This is a genomic window from Hansschlegelia beijingensis, assembly GCF_014196425.1.
Classification (GTDB): domain Bacteria; phylum Pseudomonadota; class Alphaproteobacteria; order Rhizobiales; family Methylopilaceae; genus Methylopila; species Methylopila beijingensis.
This window is the reverse complement of the sequence record NZ_JACIDR010000001.1, coordinates 1,100,020-1,116,939: the sequence shown is the minus strand read 5'-3', so window position 1 is coordinate 1,116,939 and position 16,920 is coordinate 1,100,020. Positions and strand designations below refer to the sequence as shown.

The following is a 16,920-nucleotide window of genomic DNA, read 5'->3' as shown; positions in this document are numbered from 1 at the left end:
TGCCGGGATGGAAGACCCGCTCGACGCTCCGCAGGACGACGGCCGACCGCTCCGCCGCGGCTGGACGACCGGCGCCTGCGCCACCGCGGCGACCAAGGCCGCCTACACGGCTCTGCTGACGGGATCTTTCCCGGACCCCGTGCAGATCACGCTTCCACGCGGCGAGCAGCCGGCCTTCGCCCTCGCCATGGAAGAGCAGGGCGTCGATTACGCGCGAGCGGGCGTCATCAAGGACGCCGGCGACGATCCGGACGTGACGCATGGCGCGCTGGTCATGTCGCGGGTGCGCCTGCTTCCGCCGGGAACCGGCGTGGTGTTCCGCGCGGGCGAGGGGGTCGGGACAGTGACCCTGCCCGGACTGCCCCTGCCGCCCGGCGAGCCGGCGATCAATCCCATGCCGCGTGAGATGATGCGCGCGGCCATCGCTGAAGTGGCGGCCGCCGAGGGGGCCACAGGGGACGCGGAGGTCGAGATCTCGATCCGCGACGGCGCGGCTCTGGCGCTCAAGACCTGGAACCCGCGGCTCGGCATCGTGGGCGGGCTTTCGGTGCTCGGCACCACGGGTGTCGTGGTGCCTTACTCCTGCTCCGCCTGGATTCATTCGATCCATCGCGGCGTCGACGTGGCGCGGGCGGCGGGCTACCCGCATATCGGCGCGAGCGTCGGGGCGACCTCCGAGACGGCCTTGAAGCGGCTTTACGGCCTGCCGGACACCGCCATCATCGACATGGGCGACTTCGCCGGAGGGCTTCTCAAATACCTCCGCAGCCATCCGGTGCCGAAGCTCACCATCGCGGGCGGGTTCGCAAAGATGTCCAAGCTCGCCGCAGGGGCGCTCGATCTGCACTCCGGACGGAGCCAGGTGGACCTCGCCGCGCTCGCGCGGCTGGCGGAGGAACGTGGCGCCGGTCGCGACGTCGTCGCCGGCATCGCCGCCGCGCCGACCGGGCTCGCCGCGCTGCGGCTCGGCCACGAAGTGGGGCTCGGAGACGCTGTCGCGGAGCGAGCCCGCGAGGCGGCGAAGACAGCCCTGAGGGGATCGGAGGTCGCGATCGAGGTGCTGGCCATCGACCGTGAAGGGAACATCGTCGGCCGCGCCGGATAGGCGAGCGACGTCTATTCGCGCGGCTTCAGATGCCGGTCGTACCGCTCGTCGTAAAGCGCGCTTTTTGCTGATGAAACGCCGTTGAGAGCATGACCGACGATCACCAGCGCGGTGCGCTCGACGCCGAGGGGAGCGGCTTCGGCGACGATCGTGCCGAGCGTCCCGCGCGCGATGGCTTCGTCCGGCCAGGTCGCGCGCGCAACCAGCGCAGCCGGACAGTCCGGACCGTAAAGCGGCGTCAGCTCCTCGACGATCCGTGGAAGTTGCCGGGCGGCGAGATGCAGCACGAGGGTTCCGCGCGAAGCCGCTATGATCTCGAGTGTTTCCGTCTCGGGCATGCGTGACGCGCGGCCCGAGAGGCGGCTCAGAATGATGGTCTGCGCGATCTCAGGAACCGTCAGCTCGACGCCGAGACGCGCGGCTGCGGCGGCAAAGGCCGGCACCCCCGGCACGATCTCGAACGGGATGTCGCGCTTCCGCAGCGCCGCGAACTGCTCGGCGGTCGCGCCATAGATCGACGGATCGCCGGAATGAACGCGCGCGACGTCGAGCCCGGCTGTGTCGGCGCGCTCGAACTCCGAGACGATTTCCTCAAGCGACATGCCCGCGGTGTCCACGACGCGCGAACCCGCAGGCGCGCAGGCGACGACGGCCGCCGGCACAAGGGAGCCGGCGTAGAGGCAGACCGGGCAGCGCGCGATCAGATCGCGCCCTCGCACCGTGATGAGATCCGGGTCGCCGGGTCCGGCGCCGATGAAGTACACGGTCATGGCGTCAACGCGGCTTCACGGCGGCGAATTGGGTCACCGGCATGGCTGGACGCCACCCGGTCATCCCGCCGACCGCGCCCGCATAGGACGCCTCGATCCGGACGAGCTCGCCGCCGAGCCTGCGGTGAGCCGCGACGAGCCGAGCCTCGGTCTCGAGCGTGACGGCGTTCGCGACAAGCCGGCCTCCCGGCCTGAGGGCCTCCCAGCAGATCTCGATCACCCCCTCGGCGCCTGCGCCTCCGCCGAGAAAGACGGCGTCCGGCGCCGGCAGGCCCTCAAGACCTTCGGGCGCCCGCTGCTCCCGGATCTCCAGGCCCGGGACGCCCAACCGGCGGGCGTTCTCTCTCGCGCGCGCCGCGCGGTCCGGGCGGGGTTCGAGGCCGACCGCCCTCGCGCCCGCGGCAGCGCGCATCCATTCGATCCCGATGGAGCCCGAGCCGGCGCCGACGTCCCAGAGCAGCGCTCCCGGAATCGGGGCCAGCCGGGCGAGCGTGACGGCTCGAATTTCGCGGCGCGTGATCTGGCCGTCATTGTCGAAGGCGTCGTCAGCCAGACCGGGCGTTCTCGGAAAAACCTTCGTTTCCGGCTCCGCGACCGCTTCGATCGCGACGGCGTTGAGCGCGTGGAAGCGCCGCTCCCCCATGTCGTTCGCAGTGGTGGCGGTGGCCGCGGCGTCTGGCGATCCGAGCCGCTCCAGCACCGTCACCCGGCTCCCGCCATAGCCCTGCGCCGCGAGCAGCGCGGCCGCCGCCGAGGGCGTCGAGCCGTCGGCGGAGAAAAGCACGATGCGCGCGCCATGGTGCAGCGCGAGGGATAGCGTCTCGATGGGCCGCCCGCAGGCCGAGACGAGCTGCGTTTCGGCCACAGGCCAGAGCATCGCCGCGCAGGCGAGCTGGTAGGCCGACACAGCCGGCAGCACCGTCACCTCGGACCGGTCGAAACGCCCGAGCAGCGTCGCCGCAACCCCGTACAGAAGCGGATCCCCGCTCGCGAGCACCGCGACCCGCCGGCCGCGCCAGCCCGCGATCTCATCGAGGAACGGCAGCATCGGCGATGGCCAAGCCCGCCGTTCCGCCGCCGGGGCGAGATCGGCGGGCAGCAGAGCGAGGTGACGCGCCCCCCCGACGACCAGTTCGGCCTTCCGGAGCGCGGACAGCGCTTCGCAAGTGAGGGCCGCCGCCCCGTCTTCGCCGACGCCGATGACGGTCAGCCAGCGGGCGACGGCGGGATGTTCGGCGGGGGCGGCGGCGGTCATCGGCGATTCCAAGGCGGCGGAACCTCCGCAAGCTATCACGCCCTCGGGGCACCAAGCGTCTTGGCGACCGCCGCCACGGCCTCATCGACAGTCGCGAACACCTGTCCGTCCACGGGCGCGGGGCGATCGACGATGATCACCGGCACGCCGCGCTCGCGGGCTACGGTGAGCTTGGCCTCCGCGGCCGAGGACCCGCTGTTCTTGGTGACGAGGCAGGTCACGCGCCGCTCCTCGAACAAGGCGCGCTCGGCCTCGACGCTGAACGGCCCGCGATCGAACAGGAAGCTGGCGCGGGGATGGCGGCAGGGCTGCTCGGGCGGATCGATGACGCGGAACAGAAGCTCGAGATCGTGCCGCTGCTCGAAGCAATGCACATGCTGCCGACCGAGCGTGACGAAGCACACTCCATCCGAGGCCGGCGCGAGCTCGGCCGCCGCCGCGGCGTCCGGCACGACTCGCCAGTCATCGCCCGGCTGACGCGTCCACTGGGGCCGGTCGATGTGGATCAAGGGCGTGCCGACCTCCGCACAGGCCGCGGCGGCGTTGCTCTTCATCCGCGACGCGAAGGGATGCGTGGCGTCCACCACCAGCGCGATGTCCTCGACCGCCAGATAGGCGGCGAAACCGTCAACGCCGCCGAAGCCGCCGACCCGGCTCGCGCCGAGCGGGTCGCGCCTCCGCTTCGTGCGCCCGGCGAAGGAGGTCACCACATCGTAGCCGCGCGCCACCAGCGCCTCGGCCGCGGCGAAGCCCTCGGTCGAGCCGCCGAGCACCAGCACGCGAGGCGCTGCTCCGCGCGTCGCGGCCGGGGAGCCTCCGCGTTCCAGCCCGGAGGATTGTGCGCCGCGACGTGACTCGTCATGGTCCGCCGCATGTCTTCCGATCTGCGTCACGCAACCCTCCCTCGCGCGTCCGTCGCGTTCCCTGACGCGATCGCTGCGGCGATGCCGCCGTTCCCGCGCGGCTGCGTCTGGCTTGTCGGCGCAGGACCGGGCGACCTTGGCCTTCTCACGTTGCAAGCCGCCTGGGCCCTCGCGCAAGCCGACATCGTGTTCTTCGATGCGCTGGTGAATGAGGAGGTTTTGAGGCTCACCCGCGCGGACGCCGAACTGAGCTTCGTCGGCAAGCGCGCCGGCCGTCCCTCGCCGAAACAGCCGGAGATCACCCGCCTGCTCGTCACGGCGGCGCGAGCGGGCAAACGCGTGGCGCGCCTGAAGGGCGGCGATCCGTATGTGTTCGGCCGGGGCGCGGAGGAGGCTCAGGCGCTTGTCGCCGCCGGCGTCCCGTTCCGGGTCGCGTCCGGGGTGACGGCGGGCGTCGGCGGTCTGGCCGCCGCCGGGATTCCGGTGACTCACCGCGAGATCAACCAGGCCGTGACGTTCGTCACAGCGCATGACGCCGGCGGCGGCCTCTCGGAGCGACTCGACTGGCCCGCGCTGGCGGCCGGGTCGCCGGTGCTGGTCGTCTATATGGGCTTCCGCCTGATGCGTGAGATCGGCGCGCGTCTGCTCGCCGCCGGCCGGCAGGCGGAAGAACCGGTGGCGATCGTCTGCCACGCCACCACCATCCGGCAGAAAGTCATCCGCACCACGCTGGAACGGCTGGCGGCCGGCGACGCCGAGGGGGCCGAAGCGCCTGCGTTGATCGTCGTGGGCGAGGTGGTGGCGCTCGCCCCGGTCCTCAGCCCCTTCTCGTTCGCCGAGTCGATCGCATGAGCGGCGCGCCGACATTCGTGGTCGCCGCGCCCTCGAGCGGCTCCGGAAAGACCATTTTGACGCTGGGGCTGCTGCGCGCCTTTCGCGACGCGGGGCTCGCTGTCGCGTCCGCCAAGATCGGGCCGGACTACATCGATCCGCGCTTCCACGAGGCGGCCACAGGCCGCCCCTCGGTGAACCTGGACGGGTGGGCGATGCGGCGGGACCGTATCCTGCGGCTCGCCGTGGAGGCGGGGCAGGGCGCGGACATCCTCGTGGTCGAGGGCGTCATGGGCCTGTTCGACCAGGCGGCGGAGCCCGGCGTCGAGGGGCGCGGCGGGGCGGCCGAGGTGGCGGCGACCTTGAGCGCGCCGGTGGTGCTGGTGATCGACTCCTCAGGGATGGCGCAGTCCGTCGGCGCTGTCGCGGCCGGCTTCCGCAACTTCGCCGCCGGCCCCTCGATCGACGGCGTGGTGCTGAACAGGGTGGCGAGCGCTCGGCATGAAGCCCTGCTGCGCGAAGGGTGCGACTCCGCCGGGGTCGAGGTGCTGGGCGTCCTGCCGCGAAACGCCGCCCTGCGGGCGCCATCCCGGCATCTCGGCCTTGTCCAGGCCGAGGAACTGCCAGAACTCGAGACCCTGATCCGGACAGCGGCGGAGCTCGTCGCCCGAAACGTGAACCTGGACCGGCTGCGGTCGCTCGCCAGCGCTCCGCCGACGCCGCTCTACACGGCCCTTCCGCCGCCCGTCCCACCGCTCGGCTCGCGCATCGCGGTGGCGCGGGACCTCGCCTTCCGTTTCGCATACCCGCATGTGCTGGAGGGCTGGCGGGAGGCGGGCGCGGAGCTCAGCTTTTTCTCGCCGCTCGCCGACGAGCCTCCGAGCGCTGAGGCGGATGCGGTGTTTCTGCCGGGGGGCTACCCGGAGCTGCACGCCGGGTGCCTCGCCGGCGCGAGCCGCTTCCGCGAAGGCGTCATGACGGCGCGCGACGCCGGCGCCGTGATCTACGGCGAATGCGGAGGCTACATGACGCTGGGGCAGTGGCTGGTCGACGCCGATGGAGTCCGGCACGAGATGCTCGGCCTTCTCGCGCTTGAGACCTCGTTCGCCGAACGCCGCCTGCACCTCGGCTACCGGCACGCTGAACTCGCCGCGCCGGGCCCCCTTGGCGCGGCCGGATCGGTCTGCCGGGCCCACGAGTTCCACTATGCGGCGGTCGTGAGCGAGGAGGGGCCGCCGCTGTTCAGGTTGCCCGGCGGCGGATCAGCCGGTCTCGTTCGCGATTTCGTCTCCGGCTCGTTCCTGCACGTCATCGACGTGGGTTGACGGCGACTCGTCGACCGCCTCGACGAGCGCGTGCTCGATTCCTGCCGGCGGAACGCGCGCGATCGTGCTTTTTCTGACTTTGGCGGGTCTGTCGCGCCACGCCGGAACTCCGTCGGCGCTCTCGGCATGTTTCAGCGCGAAAGCGACCAGCGCCTCGGCGTCGACAGGCTCGAGATCTCCGATCACATAGGAGAACTTGCCCGGAGCCGCGACGACGGCCGAACAGGCGCGCGAGCAGGCGGACAGGCAGGCGATCGCCCGAACCTCCAGCCGCGCCTCGGTCGGAACGTTCGCCAGCGCATCCCGCACCGCCCGCCCCAGAACGGCGCCCGGCCGCTCGGACGTGTCCGGATGCCCCTCTGGGCGGCACGTCCGGCAGATCGTGACGACCGTGCGGGGCATCAGCATCGACTCTGCCGCCGGCGGCCATACCTAGCCGGTCCCGGTTCGCCCGCGTTGACGCGGGCGCAATTCGGCCCGAACTTCAAAAGCTGAGCGGCCAAGGGGATCGTATGAGGCATGGCGGTGACCTGGCGCGGGCGGAAGCCGCCTATGGACGACCACGGCAGGGATGGCTCGACCTGTCCACCGGGGTCAACCCGCACCCCTACCAGCTGCCGCCGTTCCCGTCCTCGTCGCTGACCCGGCTTCCGGAGCCTCCAGACCTGGAGAGCCTGCTGAGAACGGCGCGGCAGGCCTACGAATGGCCGGAAGACGTGCCGGTCGTCGCCGGACCCGGGGCGCAGGCGATGATCCAGCTGCTGCCCTATCTGCGCGTCCGCGGATCGGTCGCGGTGGTCGGCAGGACCTATGAGGAGCACGCCTATGTTTGGGCGCGCGCCGGCCACGAGGTCACGATCTGCGAAATGCAGACGGCGGAGGACTCCGACGTCGTCGTTCTGGTCAACCCGAGCACGCCGTTCGGGCGGACGACCTCTCCCGAGAAGCTCCAGAAGCTCGCCGAGCGCCTCGCCGAGCGGGAGGGACTTCTGGTGGTCGACGAGACCTATGCGGACGTGGCGCCAGAAGTGGCGCTGGGCGGGAGGCTGTCGTCGCGCGGCGTGGTCGTTCTGCGCTCGTTCGGAAAGTTCTTCGGCTTGCCCGGGCTTCGGCTCGGATTCGCGGCCGGCGATCAGGAGATGGTCAGCGAACTCGCGGGGGAGCTGGGACCCTGGCCCGTCTCCGGGCCTGCGCTCGTCTCCGGCCTGACGGCGCTCGCCGACCAGGCTTGGATCGCCACCATGCGGCTGCGCCTCACCGTAGACGCCATGCGACTCGACGGCCTCCTCACCCATGCGGGCTTTACGGGACTCTCGGGCTGTGACCTCTTCCGCGCCGGCCGCCATCCGCGCGCGGCCGCCGTCCACGAGTCGCTCGCCCGCGCCGGCGTCTGGTGCCGCCGGTTCGACGACCGACCGGATTGCCTCCGCTTCGGCCTGCCAGGCGACGATGAGGCGTTCGAGCGACTCGATACGGCCCTCAAGGCGGCTTTCGAGAAGGCCCTCTGAACCTTGTTCCTGGTCCACAACGCCATGGTCGTGTTGATCGCGCTCGGGCTCGACGCGCTCATCGGCGACCCAGCCAGGGTGTGGCGACGCCTCGCCCATCCGGTGATCGTCGCAGGCGCGGCGATCGGTGGGCTCGACAAGAGGCTCAACAGGCTCGAGCTCGATGAGCGCGTGCGCCGCAGGCGCGGCGTGTGGGCTCTCATCGTCCTGCTATCGGGCGCCGCGGCGGTCGGCTTCCTGCTGACCTGGACGTTCGGCGGGCTGCCTTACGGCGTCCTGATCGAGGGGACGATCGCCTCGATCCTGATCGCGCAACGCAGCCTGTACACGCACGTGGCAGCCGTCAGGGCGGCGTTCGAGGCCGGCGGTCTCGCAGCCGCCCGGGAGGCCGTCTCGATGATCGTCGGACGCGATCCGAAGCGGCTCGACCAGGCCGGCGTGTCCCGCGCGGCGATCGAATCCTGCGCCGAGAACTTCTCCGACGGGGTCGTCGCCCCGGCGTTCTGGTGCCTGCTGCTCGGCCTGCCAGGCCTGTTCGCCTACAAGGCGCTGAACACGGCGGACAGCATGATCGGCCACAAGACGGAGCGGCATCTGGCCTTCGGACGAGCCTCGGCGCGGCTCGACGACTGGACGAACTTTATCCCGGCCCGGCTTTCCGGCCTGATGATCGTGATCGCGGCGGCTCTGACCGGCCGTTCCGCCAAAGCCGCCCTCAGCGCCATGCGCCGCGACGCGCGGCTTCACGCCTCGCCGAACGCGGGGTGGCCGGAAGCCGCGATGGGCGGCGCGCTCGGCATCGCGCTCGGCGGCCCGCGGATCTACTCGGGCGCGGTCGTCGATGATCCCTGGATGAACGCTGGCGGCCGTGAGACCGCCACGCCGTCCGACATCGCGGCAGCCCTGAAGCTGTTCTGCTGGGCCTGCCTCGTTCATGCGGCGATGATCGCGGCGATCCTGGGCGCGGCGTCGCTCGTCGTCTGACGAACTAGACGCGGCTGTTTGCGACAGCGAGCAGTCCGTCGACGTCGAGATGCGCTTCGAGGTGGTCAGCGAGGCGATCGAGGGTGGCTTCGATCGTGGCCTCGTAGGCGAAGCCTGAGCGGCGTGCGCCGAGCTCGGCCAGGAACGCCCGGCGGAAACCGTCCTGCGCGAACACGCCGTGCAGATAGCAGCCGCTGACGCGACCGGACGCGTCCGCGGCGCCTTCGGGCCGGTCCCCGACGTCGAACGGGGCCCTCGCGGCGTCGGGCCCGTCCGTTCGGCCCATGTGGATCTCGTAGGCGTCCACCACCTCGCCGCTGCCCCGATGCCGGCCGCTGACGCGCGCCAGCCTCTTGTCGCCCCCGAGCGTCGTCTCGACGTCGAGCAGGCCAAGGCCGCGGGATGACCCCGGCGCCCCTTCGACGCCTTCGGGATCCGAAACGCTGCGTCCAAGCATCTGGTAGCCGCCACACAGACCCAGAACCCGGCCGCCGCGACGGACATGGGCCTTGATGTCCTCCTCCCAGCCGCAGCCCCGCAGGGCGGCGAGATCGGCGATCGTCGCCTTCGAGCCAGGGATGAGCACGAGATCCACGTCGGCCGGTATCGGCGCGCCGAGCGGCAGCAGATCAAGCGAGACCTCCGGCTCGAGACGAAGAGGATCGAGGTCGTCGAAGTTCGCGATGCGGGGCAGCGCGAGCGCGACGATCCTGACCGGACCTCCCGGCCTCCCGGCGCGGGAGGCGAGATCCGCCGAATCCTCGGCAGGAAGCTTCGCGGCGTCGGCGAACCACGGCGCGATCCCGAGCGGGCGCCATAACGTGTGCTGCTCGATGATCCGCATGCCTTCATCGAACATGCTCAGGTCGCCACGGAAGCGGTTGATCAGAAATCCTTTTACGCGCTCGCGGTCCGATGCCGGCAGCAGCGCGTGGGCGCCGACCAGCGTCGCGATCACGCCGCCCCGGTCGATGTCACCGATCACGACGACCGGCGTATCGGCGGCTTCGGCGAAGCCCATATTGGCGATGTCGCCGGCGCGCAGGTTCACCTCGGCGGCGCTGCCTGCGCCTTCCACCAGCACGAGGTCCGCCGTCGCCGCCAGACGATCGAAGCTTTCGAGCACCGCGGGCATCAGGGTGGGCTTGAGCGCCGTGTAGGCGCGGCCCTTGTAGCTGCCGATCCTTCGGCCCTGCACGACGACCTGGCTGCCTGTGTCGCTCTCGGGCTTCAACAGCACCGGGTTCATGTCCACGATCGGCTCGCGCCCGGCGGCGCGGGCCTGCAGCGCCTGAGCGCGCCCGATCTCGCCGCCATCGGCCGTTACGGCCGCGTTGTTCGACATGTTCTGCGGCTTGAACGGCGCGACCGAGAGCCCGCGTCGCGCGAATGCGCGGCAGAGACCCGCCACGATCAGGGACTTGCCGACATTTGAGCCGGTGCCCTGAAACATGATCGCCGGCGTCCGGTTCACGAGGCCCAAGCCTCCGCAGCTCGCCGCGCGCCGCTCCTGCGTGCGCTCAAAACTCGATGCCGGCCTGCGCCTTCACGCCGTCGCGGAAGGGATGCTTCACCTGAGTCATCTCGGTCACGAGGTCGGCGGCCTCGATCAGCGGCTCCTTCGCATTCCGTCCTGTCACCACCACGTGCGTATCGGCCGGGCGCGCCGCGATCGCCGCCAGCACCTCGTCGAGATCCAGGTAGTCGTAGCGCAGCACGATGTTGAGCTCGTCGAGGATCACGAGCCGGATGTCGGGATCGGAGATGAACCGCTTCGACATTTCCCAGGCCTCTCGGGCGGCCCGGATGTCCCGCTCGCGGTCCTGCGTCTCCCAAGTGAAGCCTTCGCCCATGGCGTGAACCTCCACCTGCTCCGGAAACTTGCGCAGCAGGTCGCGCTCGCCCGATTCCCACGGTCCTTTGATGAACTGGACGACGCCCACCTTCATGCCGTGCGCGATCGCGCGCATCGCCATGCCGAAGGCCGCGGTGGACTTTCCCTTGCCCTTTCCGGTGTGGACGATCAGCAGCCCCTTCTCGGCCTGCCGCTCTGCGACGATCTTGTCCTGATGCGCCTTGCGGGCCTTCATCTTCTCGGCGTGCCGGGCGCCGTCCGCGGTCGTCATGCTCGAACCTCCGTTCTGGTCGGCTGGGCGAGCCGCTCGAGCTCGCCATGGGCGCTGTTCCGCTTCGGGCGCCAGAAGCCGCGTCGCTCTGCGTCGAGGAACGCCCGCGCCATCGCCTCAAGGGCGGCGGGGTTCGCCTCGGCCATGAAGCGGCGGACCTGCTCGTCCGCGAGATAGGCGTCGTAGAGCGCGTCATACTGATGACTGGCGACGGCGTCCGTCGTCGCCGCGAACCCCGAAAGGTTCTGCACCGTCGCGAGCATCTCGGCCGCCCCTTTTTGGCCGTGCTCGCGCATCGCGGCGATCCACTTGGGGTTCGTGGCGCGGGCGCGCACCACCACCGCGAGCTCTTCCTGAAGCGACCGCACGAGCGGGGTTTCCGTGCGGGAGGTGTCGAGATGATAGACGGGCGGCGCCGCGCCAGAGATCTTCTCGACCGCGGCGGAGAGGCCGCCGGCGAACTCATGGACGTCGTCCGAGTCGAGCAGATCGTACTCGCGAGCGTCCTGGGTCTGGATCACAGCGTCGACCGACGACGCCATTCTCTCCAGCGCCGGACGCGCCGGCGCGCCTTCCACGCCCTGTCCGTAAGCGAAGCCGCTCGCCGCCAGATAGGCGTCCGCCAGATCCGCGCGGCTTTCCCACGCGCCTTCGTTCAGCAGCGGCGCGAGCCCCGTTCCGTACGCACCCGGCCTCGCCCCGAAGATCGAGTGCCCGACGCCGCCGGCGGCGCGCTCCGAACGCAGCCGGGCCGCGATGGGGTTGTCCTCGTCGGTCTCCCCCAAGGCCCCTACGAGGCGGACAGCCTCATCGATCATGTCGATCTGGAACGGGAAAGCGTCGCGGAAGAAGCCCGAGATTCGGAAGAGCACGTCAACGCGGGGACGCCCGAGATCGGAGAGGGGCAGGATCTCGAGGCCTACGACGCGGCTGGATCCGGCCTCCCATTGCGGTGCGACCCCGATCAGCGCCAGCGCCTGCGCGACGTCGTCGCCGCCGGTTCGCATGTTCGCCGTGCCCCAGGCCGAGATTGCGAGCCGCCGCGGCCACTCGCCATTGTCTTGGAAATGCCGACGGCAGAGCAGGTCGGCGGCGGCGCGTCCAAGTCGCCAGGCGGCTTCGGTCGGAGCCGAGCGCGGGTCGAGGGCGAAGAAGTTGCGGCCCGTCGGCAGCGCGTCGAGGCGGGCGCGGGTCGGCGCGCCGGACGGTCCGGGCGGCACGAAGCGGCCGTCGAGGGCGCGCAACAGGCCTTCGACCTCCGCCGCGCCGCTGGCGTCCACGCGGGGCGCGATCACCGTCGCGATCTCGTGCAGCACCGCCGCGGTTCGAGGCAGTGAGCACAAGGCCGCGTCGCCGCTTGCGGCGCCGGAGGACGCCGCCTGCTCGACCAGCGCCAGCGCCAGCTTCTCCAGCCGCTCGACAGTGTCGCCGACGGTTCGCCACGCATCGGAGCTTGTTCCCGCCAGCGGCTCGGGCCGCGGCCCGTCCCATCGAGCCGAGAAATCCGGGGCGAGAGGGTCGAAGCCGACGAGCCCCAGATCGGCTGCGAGCGCGCGCGTCAGGGAAGCGTCTCCCGGAAGCGGCCCGCGCGGCGGGCGGGCGAGGGCCGCCAGGAGTTCGGCGCGCCGGGGACCCAGGGGCGAGCGGCCGAAAACGTGCAGGCCGTTGCGGACCTGAAGCTCCTTCACCTCGCACAGAAAGGCGTCAAGCTTGGTCAGCGCGTCGTCCGGGTCGTCCGCTATCGAGAAGCCGCAGTCCCGATCGAGCCCGAGATCCGCCGCTCGCGACAGGATCTCCTTGCCCAGCAGCTTCGCGCGGCGCGGGTCGAGGCCTTCCGCCTCGGCGTACTCATCGACCAGCGTCTCGACCTCGCGCAACGCAGCCGTCCCCTCGGCCCGGGCGAGAGGCGGGGTGAGGTGGTCGACGATGACGGCCGCGGCGCGCCGCTTGGCCGCCGCGCCCTCGCCGGGATCGTTGACGATGAACGGATAGACGTGGGGCAGGGGACCGAGCGCGATCTCCGGAAAGCACTCCTCCGACAGCGCCAATGCCTTGCCCGGCAGCCATTCCAGATTGCCGTGTTTGCCGACGTGCACGACCGCATGCGCCCCGAACGCTTCGCGCAGCCAGCAGTAGAAGGCCAGATGCCCGTGCGGCGGGGGGAGGTCGGGGTCGTGGTGCGCCGCCTTCGGGTCGACGTCGAAGCCGCGCGAAGGCTGCACGCCCAACACAAGGTTGTCGTAGCGGCGCAGCGCGAGACGGAACCCGCCAGAGCGTCGATCGAAGCTCGGATCATCCTCCGGGGGGCCCCAGCGGCCGAAAATCCTCTCGCGCGCCGCCGCCGGAATGCCTGACAGGAAGCGCTCATAGCTGGCGAGCGGCAGCGTCGCGCCCGCTTCACCCTCCGCCGCAGCGCTCCACGCGAGCGCCTCAGTCATGTCCCGGATCACCTGGGGACCGGCCGGGGGCGCGTCGCCAGCCGCATAACCAGCTTCCCGCAGCGTCTCCAGAATCACGGCCGTGCTTTGCGGCGTGTCGAGGCCGACGCCGTTGGCGAGCCGGGCGGCGCCGGTCGGATAGTTCGCCAGCACGAGCGCGATCCTGCGGTCCGCAGGCGCAGCGCGGCGCAAGCGAGCCCAGTTCGCGGCGAGATCCGCCACGAACCCGACGCGGTCGTGCGCCGGTTCGAGCGCGACAACCTCGGTCTCCGTGGCCTTGTCGATCCGGCCGGCCGACTTGAAAGCCACGGCGCGCGTCATGAGGCGGCCGTCGATCTCGGGCAATGACACCGACATGGCGAGATCGCGCGCGCCGAGCCCTCGGGGGGAGCCTTCCCACGTGCGGCGGTCCATGCCAGCGAACACCAGCTGCAGCACCGGCGCGTCGGCCGAATCGAGCGGGGTGGCGTCCCACGCCCCTCCCGGCTTCGAAACCGCGAACGCGGTCGCGTTGAGCACCACGTCAGGCCTCGTCGCCGCAAAAATATCCCGCACGAAGCCCGCGGCGGAGGCGTCCTTGAGGGACGAGACATAGATCGGAAGCGGCGCGAGACCGCGCTCAAGGAGCGCGGCGACCAGCGCAGCCACTGGCGCGACGTCGCCGGCCTGGAACTGCGCCCGGTAGAACACGATCGGCGCGACCGGAGCGCCGTCCGGCCAGCGCGCCCGGATTGCGGCGAGCTCCGGCTGAGCGATCTCGGGCCAGAACAGCCCGGCGGCCGGAATGGCTGACGGCTCCTCCTCGAGCTCCCGCCCGTCGAGGAGCGCAGCGCAGCCCCGCAACGCGAGCGTCAGATTGCCCGGTCCGCCCTCCACGAGCGCCCGCCACAGCCGCTCGACCTGGGGCGCGGGCAGGGTGGAGCGCGCGATCAGCTCGGCATCGGCGTTGCCGCAGCCGGGCATGACGGCGAGCTTCACCCCATGCCGCCGCGCGATGCGGATGCTCTCATCGAGGCCATAGGGCCAGTAGGAGGCGCCTCCGAGCAGGCGCAGCACCAACAGCTTCGAACGCGCGACGGTGTTCTCGAGGAACAGGTCGACCGACATGTTGTGGCGAAGCTTCTGGAGACTCGCGAGCCTCAGGCTCGGGGCGAGAGGCCCGAGCGCCTCATGCGCCGCCGCGAGGCCGGCGATCTCGGTGTCGGCCGCAGACACGATCACGATGTCAGCCGGCGACAGGCCGAGATCGACCGCCTCCGCGCCATCGCCAATCGGCTGTCCCTGGGCCTTCAGGAGATGCATGCGTTTCCAGCCAGTTCGACATCATGTCCCGGCCTGAGCCGGGACCGCCGAACCGCAATGCGCCGACACGAGCGCCTGCGGTTCATTCCATCTGCCTCTTCGACGCGTTCGGGCGCCGCTGGGCTTCGGTCAGCCCGCGAGACCGGTCGCGATCGCCCGCTGATCGATCCCCTTCTCGCCGATGACGACCAGCCGGCCCCGCCGGGCTTCGCCCTCGCGCCAGGGACGATCGAAATAGGCGTCGACACGGGAGCCGACGGCCTGGATCACGAGGCGCGCCGCCTTGCCGGCGACCGGCACGAAGCCCTTCAGCCTCAGCACGTCGTGCGCGTCGAGCACCTTGCGGATGCGCGCCTCAATCTCGGCGGCGTCGAGGGCTTCGGGCGCCTCGACGACGAAGCTCTCGAAATCGTCGTGGTCGTGCTGCGTCTCGCCCTCCATCTCGTGCGTCGTCGGGCGCTCGTCGATCCTATCCTCCACATTGCCCGTCAGCCCGAGCAGCACCTCCGCGGGGAGCGCGCCATTTGCGGCCGCGACCACGCGGACGCCGGCGCTCGCGTGAGCGAGCACTTCCGTCTTCACGGCCTCGACGTCTTCCTCCGACATGAGGTCCGCCTTGTGCAGCACCAGGAGGTCTGCCGAACGCACCTGATCCTCGAACAGCTCCTCGATCGGATCCTCATGATCGAGCGTCTCGTCGGCGGCGCGCTGCGCCGCGACGGCTTCCTCGTCATGCGCGAAGCGGCCCGCGCGCACCGCGGGGCCGTCCACTACGGTCACGACCCCGTCGACCGTCACGCGCGTGGCGATCTCCGGCCATCGAAAAGCACGCACGAGCGGTTGCGGCAGGGCGAGGCCCGACGTCTCGATGACGATGTGGTCGGGCTGAACCGTGCGCGCGAGAATCGTCTCCATCGCGGGGATGAAGTCGTCGGCGACCGTGCAGCAGATGCAGCCATTGGCGAGTTCGACGATGTCCTCCTCGGCGCAGGCCTCGCTGGCGCAGGCCCTCAGCACCTCGCCGTCGATCCCCACGTCGCCGAACTCGTTGACGATCAGCGCGATGCGGCGCCCACCGGCGTTAGCGATCAGATGACGGATCAGCGTGGTCTTGCCGGCGCCGAGGAAGCCGGTGACGACGGTGGCTGGGATCTTTGCGGGGGCGGTCATTGCGGCTCCTTCGGGAGCTTGAGGTCAAGAGGCAAGCCGGCGGCGACGAGGGTCACACGGTCTGCGAGGGCGGCGACACGCTGGTTCAGCCGGCCCTGATGGTCACGGAATGCACGGGCGAGGGCGTTGTCGGGCACGATCCCGAAGCCGACCTCGTTTGAGACGAGAACCACGGGCCCCCGCGCGGCGCGCAGGGCCTCGAGCAGTCCTTCGACCTCCCCCGCCGGCTCGACGCCGGCGAGCAACAGATTGCTGAGCCACAGGGTCAGGCAATCGACGAGGATCGCCCGCTCCGGCCCCGACTCGGTCCTGAGCACCGCGGCGAGCCCACGCTGGGCCTCCACCGTGCGCCACCCGGCCCGCCGCGCTTTGTGCTCGGCGATCCGGACGGCCATCTCCTCGTCATAAGCAGCGGCGGTCGCGACATAGAGGCGGTCGAAGCCAGTCGCCTCGACCAGCTCTTCAGCAAAGCGGCTTTTGCCTGAGCGGGCGCCGCCGAGGATGAGCGTGACCCCGCGCAGGGCGGGCGCGGTCATCTGCGCCTCAGGCGTCCGAGAAGCGCGGCCGCAAGGCGCCCGCGAGCGCTCCGAGGGTCGCCCAGAACAGGAAGCCCGTGACGGTCACGGCGACCACGAACCCATGCGCGAGGTCGTGCGGGATCGCGGGAGGCTCCGTGGGCTGCGGCGCCCCGATGATGTGCGGCGCGGCGATGAGCGCCACAGCGGCCACAGCCGCGAGAGGCGAACGGCCATAGGCGATCAGCGCGAGACCGATCGCGGTCGCGGCCGCCGTCGCCACCCACCAGATCTGGCGGTCGAGCACGGGCGCGCCCTCGACGCCGGGAGCCTGAGGGGGCAACCCCACGCTCGGCGCGAGGGTGAAGACCGCGAAACCCGCTAGGCCCCAGAGGAGCCCCTCGCGCCACGACTTCAGCCCGCCCTTCAGTTCGCTCGCGGACAACAGCAGCAGCGCGAAGCCGACTCCGCTCAGGATATTGGCCACCAGGGTCCAGCCGAAGCGCTCGGCGCCGTCGGCGGGCTCCCAGGCCCCTTCCTCGTGATGGTGGTCGCCCGCCGCGTGCTCGTGCGGCTGCGCTTCCGCGGCCGCCTCGCGCTGCTGCTCGACCACCTCGGCCTTCACGATGAGCGGTTGCGTGCCGAACTGCTGAATCGCAGTCAGCACCAGACCCGCGGCGAGCCCGACGATGGCCGCCACGAAGACGATGTTCCGGAAGATGTGCACG

The 16,920-nt window shown here is 70.9% G+C and carries 15 protein-coding genes; 5 read left to right on the top strand and 10 right to left on the bottom strand.

All coding sequences use genetic code 11. From position 1 onward, the window contains the following. Positions 1–7: 7 nt before the first annotated feature. Entirely contained in the window at positions 8–1,105 is a 1,098-nt protein-coding gene (locus GGR24_RS05210) for a cobalt-precorrin-5B (C(1))-methyltransferase (protein ID WP_183394176.1), read from the top strand. 11 nt (positions 1,106–1,116) lie between these two features. Here GGR24_RS05210 and cobM read toward each other — a convergent pair whose 3' ends face one another. Genes cobM through GGR24_RS05195 form a run of 3 tightly spaced genes read right to left on the bottom strand, consistent with a single transcriptional unit; the run spans position 1,117 to position 3,909 of the window. After that, positions 1,117–1,875 (bottom strand): precorrin-4 C(11)-methyltransferase, encoded by a 759-nt coding sequence (gene cobM, locus GGR24_RS05205; RefSeq protein ID WP_183394175.1) that lies wholly within the window; start codon positions 1,873–1,875, stop codon positions 1,117–1,119. Between the two features lie 4 nt (positions 1,876–1,879). Then, positions 1,880–3,130, bottom strand: a complete 1,251-nt coding sequence (cbiE, locus tag GGR24_RS05200) for a precorrin-6y C5,15-methyltransferase (decarboxylating) subunit CbiE (protein ID WP_183394174.1) — start codon at positions 3,128–3,130, stop codon at positions 1,880–1,882. A gap of 35 nt (positions 3,131–3,165) precedes the next feature. Continuing rightward, positions 3,166–3,909 (bottom strand): cobalt-precorrin-6A reductase, encoded by a 744-nt coding sequence (locus GGR24_RS05195; RefSeq protein WP_343066199.1) that lies wholly within the window; start codon positions 3,907–3,909, stop codon positions 3,166–3,168. A 165-nt stretch (positions 3,910–4,074) separates the two neighbouring features. On the opposite strand from GGR24_RS05195, the gene cobA reads away from it, so the two are divergent. After that, positions 4,075–4,845 (top strand): uroporphyrinogen-III C-methyltransferase, encoded by a 771-nt coding sequence (gene cobA, locus GGR24_RS05190; RefSeq protein ID WP_246397939.1) that lies wholly within the window; start codon positions 4,075–4,077, stop codon positions 4,843–4,845. Next, complete coding sequence (locus GGR24_RS05185; RefSeq protein ID WP_183394171.1) at positions 4,842–6,149, top strand: cobyrinic acid a,c-diamide synthase CobB; 1,308 nt, start codon at positions 4,842–4,844, stop codon at positions 6,147–6,149. Before cobA ends, GGR24_RS05185 begins: the two co-directional genes overlap by 4 nt. Here the strand turns inward: GGR24_RS05185 and GGR24_RS05180 are convergent. Continuing rightward, positions 6,087–6,557, bottom strand: coding sequence for a DUF1636 family protein (locus GGR24_RS05180; protein WP_183394170.1), 471 nt, complete (start codon positions 6,555–6,557; stop codon positions 6,087–6,089). The two genes, GGR24_RS05185 and GGR24_RS05180, sit on opposite strands and share 63 nt — an antisense overlap. A 104-nt stretch (positions 6,558–6,661) precedes the next feature. Here GGR24_RS05180 and cobD point away from each other — a divergent pair, with 104 nt between their 5' ends. After that, complete coding sequence (gene cobD / locus GGR24_RS05175) at positions 6,662–7,657, top strand: threonine-phosphate decarboxylase CobD (protein WP_183394169.1); 996 nt, start codon at positions 6,662–6,664, stop codon at positions 7,655–7,657. Positions 7,658–7,660: 3 nt separating this feature from the next. Continuing rightward, positions 7,661–8,641 carry an adenosylcobinamide-phosphate synthase CbiB gene (cbiB, locus tag GGR24_RS05170; RefSeq protein WP_246397938.1) on the top strand — a complete coding sequence of 327 codons (981 nt, stop codon included), beginning with the start codon at positions 7,661–7,663 and terminating at the stop codon, positions 8,639–8,641. Between the two features lie 4 nt (positions 8,642–8,645). Here the strand turns inward: cbiB and GGR24_RS05165 are convergent, their stop codons facing one another. The 6 genes from GGR24_RS05165 to GGR24_RS05140 all read right to left on the bottom strand — a co-directional run bounded on the left by GGR24_RS05165 (position 8,646) and on the right by GGR24_RS05140 (position 16,919). Then, positions 8,646–10,094 carry a cobyric acid synthase gene (locus GGR24_RS05165; RefSeq protein WP_183394495.1) on the bottom strand — a complete coding sequence of 483 codons (1,449 nt, stop codon included), beginning with the start codon at positions 10,092–10,094 and terminating at the stop codon, positions 8,646–8,648. A 67-nt stretch (positions 10,095–10,161) separates the two neighbouring features. Continuing rightward, positions 10,162–10,767, bottom strand: coding sequence for a cob(I)yrinic acid a,c-diamide adenosyltransferase (gene cobO / locus GGR24_RS05160; RefSeq protein WP_183394168.1), 606 nt, complete (start codon positions 10,765–10,767; stop codon positions 10,162–10,164). Next, positions 10,764–14,507: a cobaltochelatase subunit CobN gene (gene cobN / locus GGR24_RS05155; RefSeq protein WP_183394167.1), complete on the bottom strand. Its 3,744-nt coding sequence runs from the start codon at positions 14,505–14,507 to the stop codon at positions 10,764–10,766. The genes cobO and cobN overlap by 4 nt, the downstream gene beginning before the upstream one ends. Before the next feature lie 129 nt (positions 14,508–14,636). Beyond that, positions 14,637–15,677 carry a cobalamin biosynthesis protein CobW gene (cobW, locus tag GGR24_RS05150; protein ID WP_183394166.1) on the bottom strand — a complete coding sequence of 347 codons (1,041 nt, stop codon included), beginning with the start codon at positions 15,675–15,677 and terminating at the stop codon, positions 14,637–14,639. After that, entirely contained in the window at positions 15,674–16,213 is a 540-nt protein-coding gene (gene cobU / locus GGR24_RS05145) for a bifunctional adenosylcobinamide kinase/adenosylcobinamide-phosphate guanylyltransferase (protein WP_183394165.1), read from the bottom strand. Before cobU ends, cobW begins: the two co-directional genes overlap by 4 nt. Positions 16,214–16,220: 7 nt before the next feature. Continuing rightward, on the bottom strand, positions 16,221–16,919 hold the full coding sequence (locus GGR24_RS05140; RefSeq protein ID WP_183394164.1) for a CbtA family protein: 699 nt from the start codon (positions 16,917–16,919) through the stop codon (positions 16,221–16,223). Between the last annotated feature and the right edge of the window lies 1 nt (position 16,920).

Excerpts from the sequence above, each read along its gene's own strand:
- GGR24_RS05165 (WP_183394495.1), bottom strand. The coding sequence starts at position 10,094 with ATGTTTCAGGGCACCGGCTCAAATGTCGGCAAGTCCCTGATCGTGGCG.
- cobW (WP_183394166.1), bottom strand. The coding sequence starts at position 15,677 with ATGACCGCCCCCGCAAAGATCCCAGCCACCGTCGTCACCGGCTTCCTC.
- GGR24_RS05180 (WP_183394170.1), bottom strand. The coding sequence starts at position 6,557 with ATGCTGATGCCCCGCACGGTCGTCACGATCTGCCGGACGTGCCGCCCA.
- cobN (WP_183394167.1), bottom strand. The coding sequence starts at position 14,507 with ATGCATCTCCTGAAGGCCCAGGGACAGCCGATTGGCGATGGCGCGGAG.
- cobM (WP_183394175.1), bottom strand. The coding sequence starts at position 1,875 with ATGACCGTGTACTTCATCGGCGCCGGACCCGGCGACCCGGATCTCATC.
- cobU (WP_183394165.1), bottom strand. The coding sequence starts at position 16,213 with ATGACCGCGCCCGCCCTGCGCGGGGTCACGCTCATCCTCGGCGGCGCC.
- GGR24_RS05185 (WP_183394171.1), top strand. The coding sequence starts at position 4,842 with ATGAGCGGCGCGCCGACATTCGTGGTCGCCGCGCCCTCGAGCGGCTCC.
- GGR24_RS05210 (WP_183394176.1), top strand. The coding sequence starts at position 8 with ATGGAAGACCCGCTCGACGCTCCGCAGGACGACGGCCGACCGCTCCGC.
- cobA (WP_246397939.1), top strand. The coding sequence starts at position 4,075 with ATGCCGCCGTTCCCGCGCGGCTGCGTCTGGCTTGTCGGCGCAGGACCG.
- cobO (WP_183394168.1), bottom strand. The coding sequence starts at position 10,767 with ATGACGACCGCGGACGGCGCCCGGCACGCCGAGAAGATGAAGGCCCGC.
- cobD (WP_183394169.1), top strand. The coding sequence starts at position 6,662 with ATGAGGCATGGCGGTGACCTGGCGCGGGCGGAAGCCGCCTATGGACGA.
- cbiE (WP_183394174.1), bottom strand. The coding sequence starts at position 3,130 with ATGACCGCCGCCGCCCCCGCCGAACATCCCGCCGTCGCCCGCTGGCTG.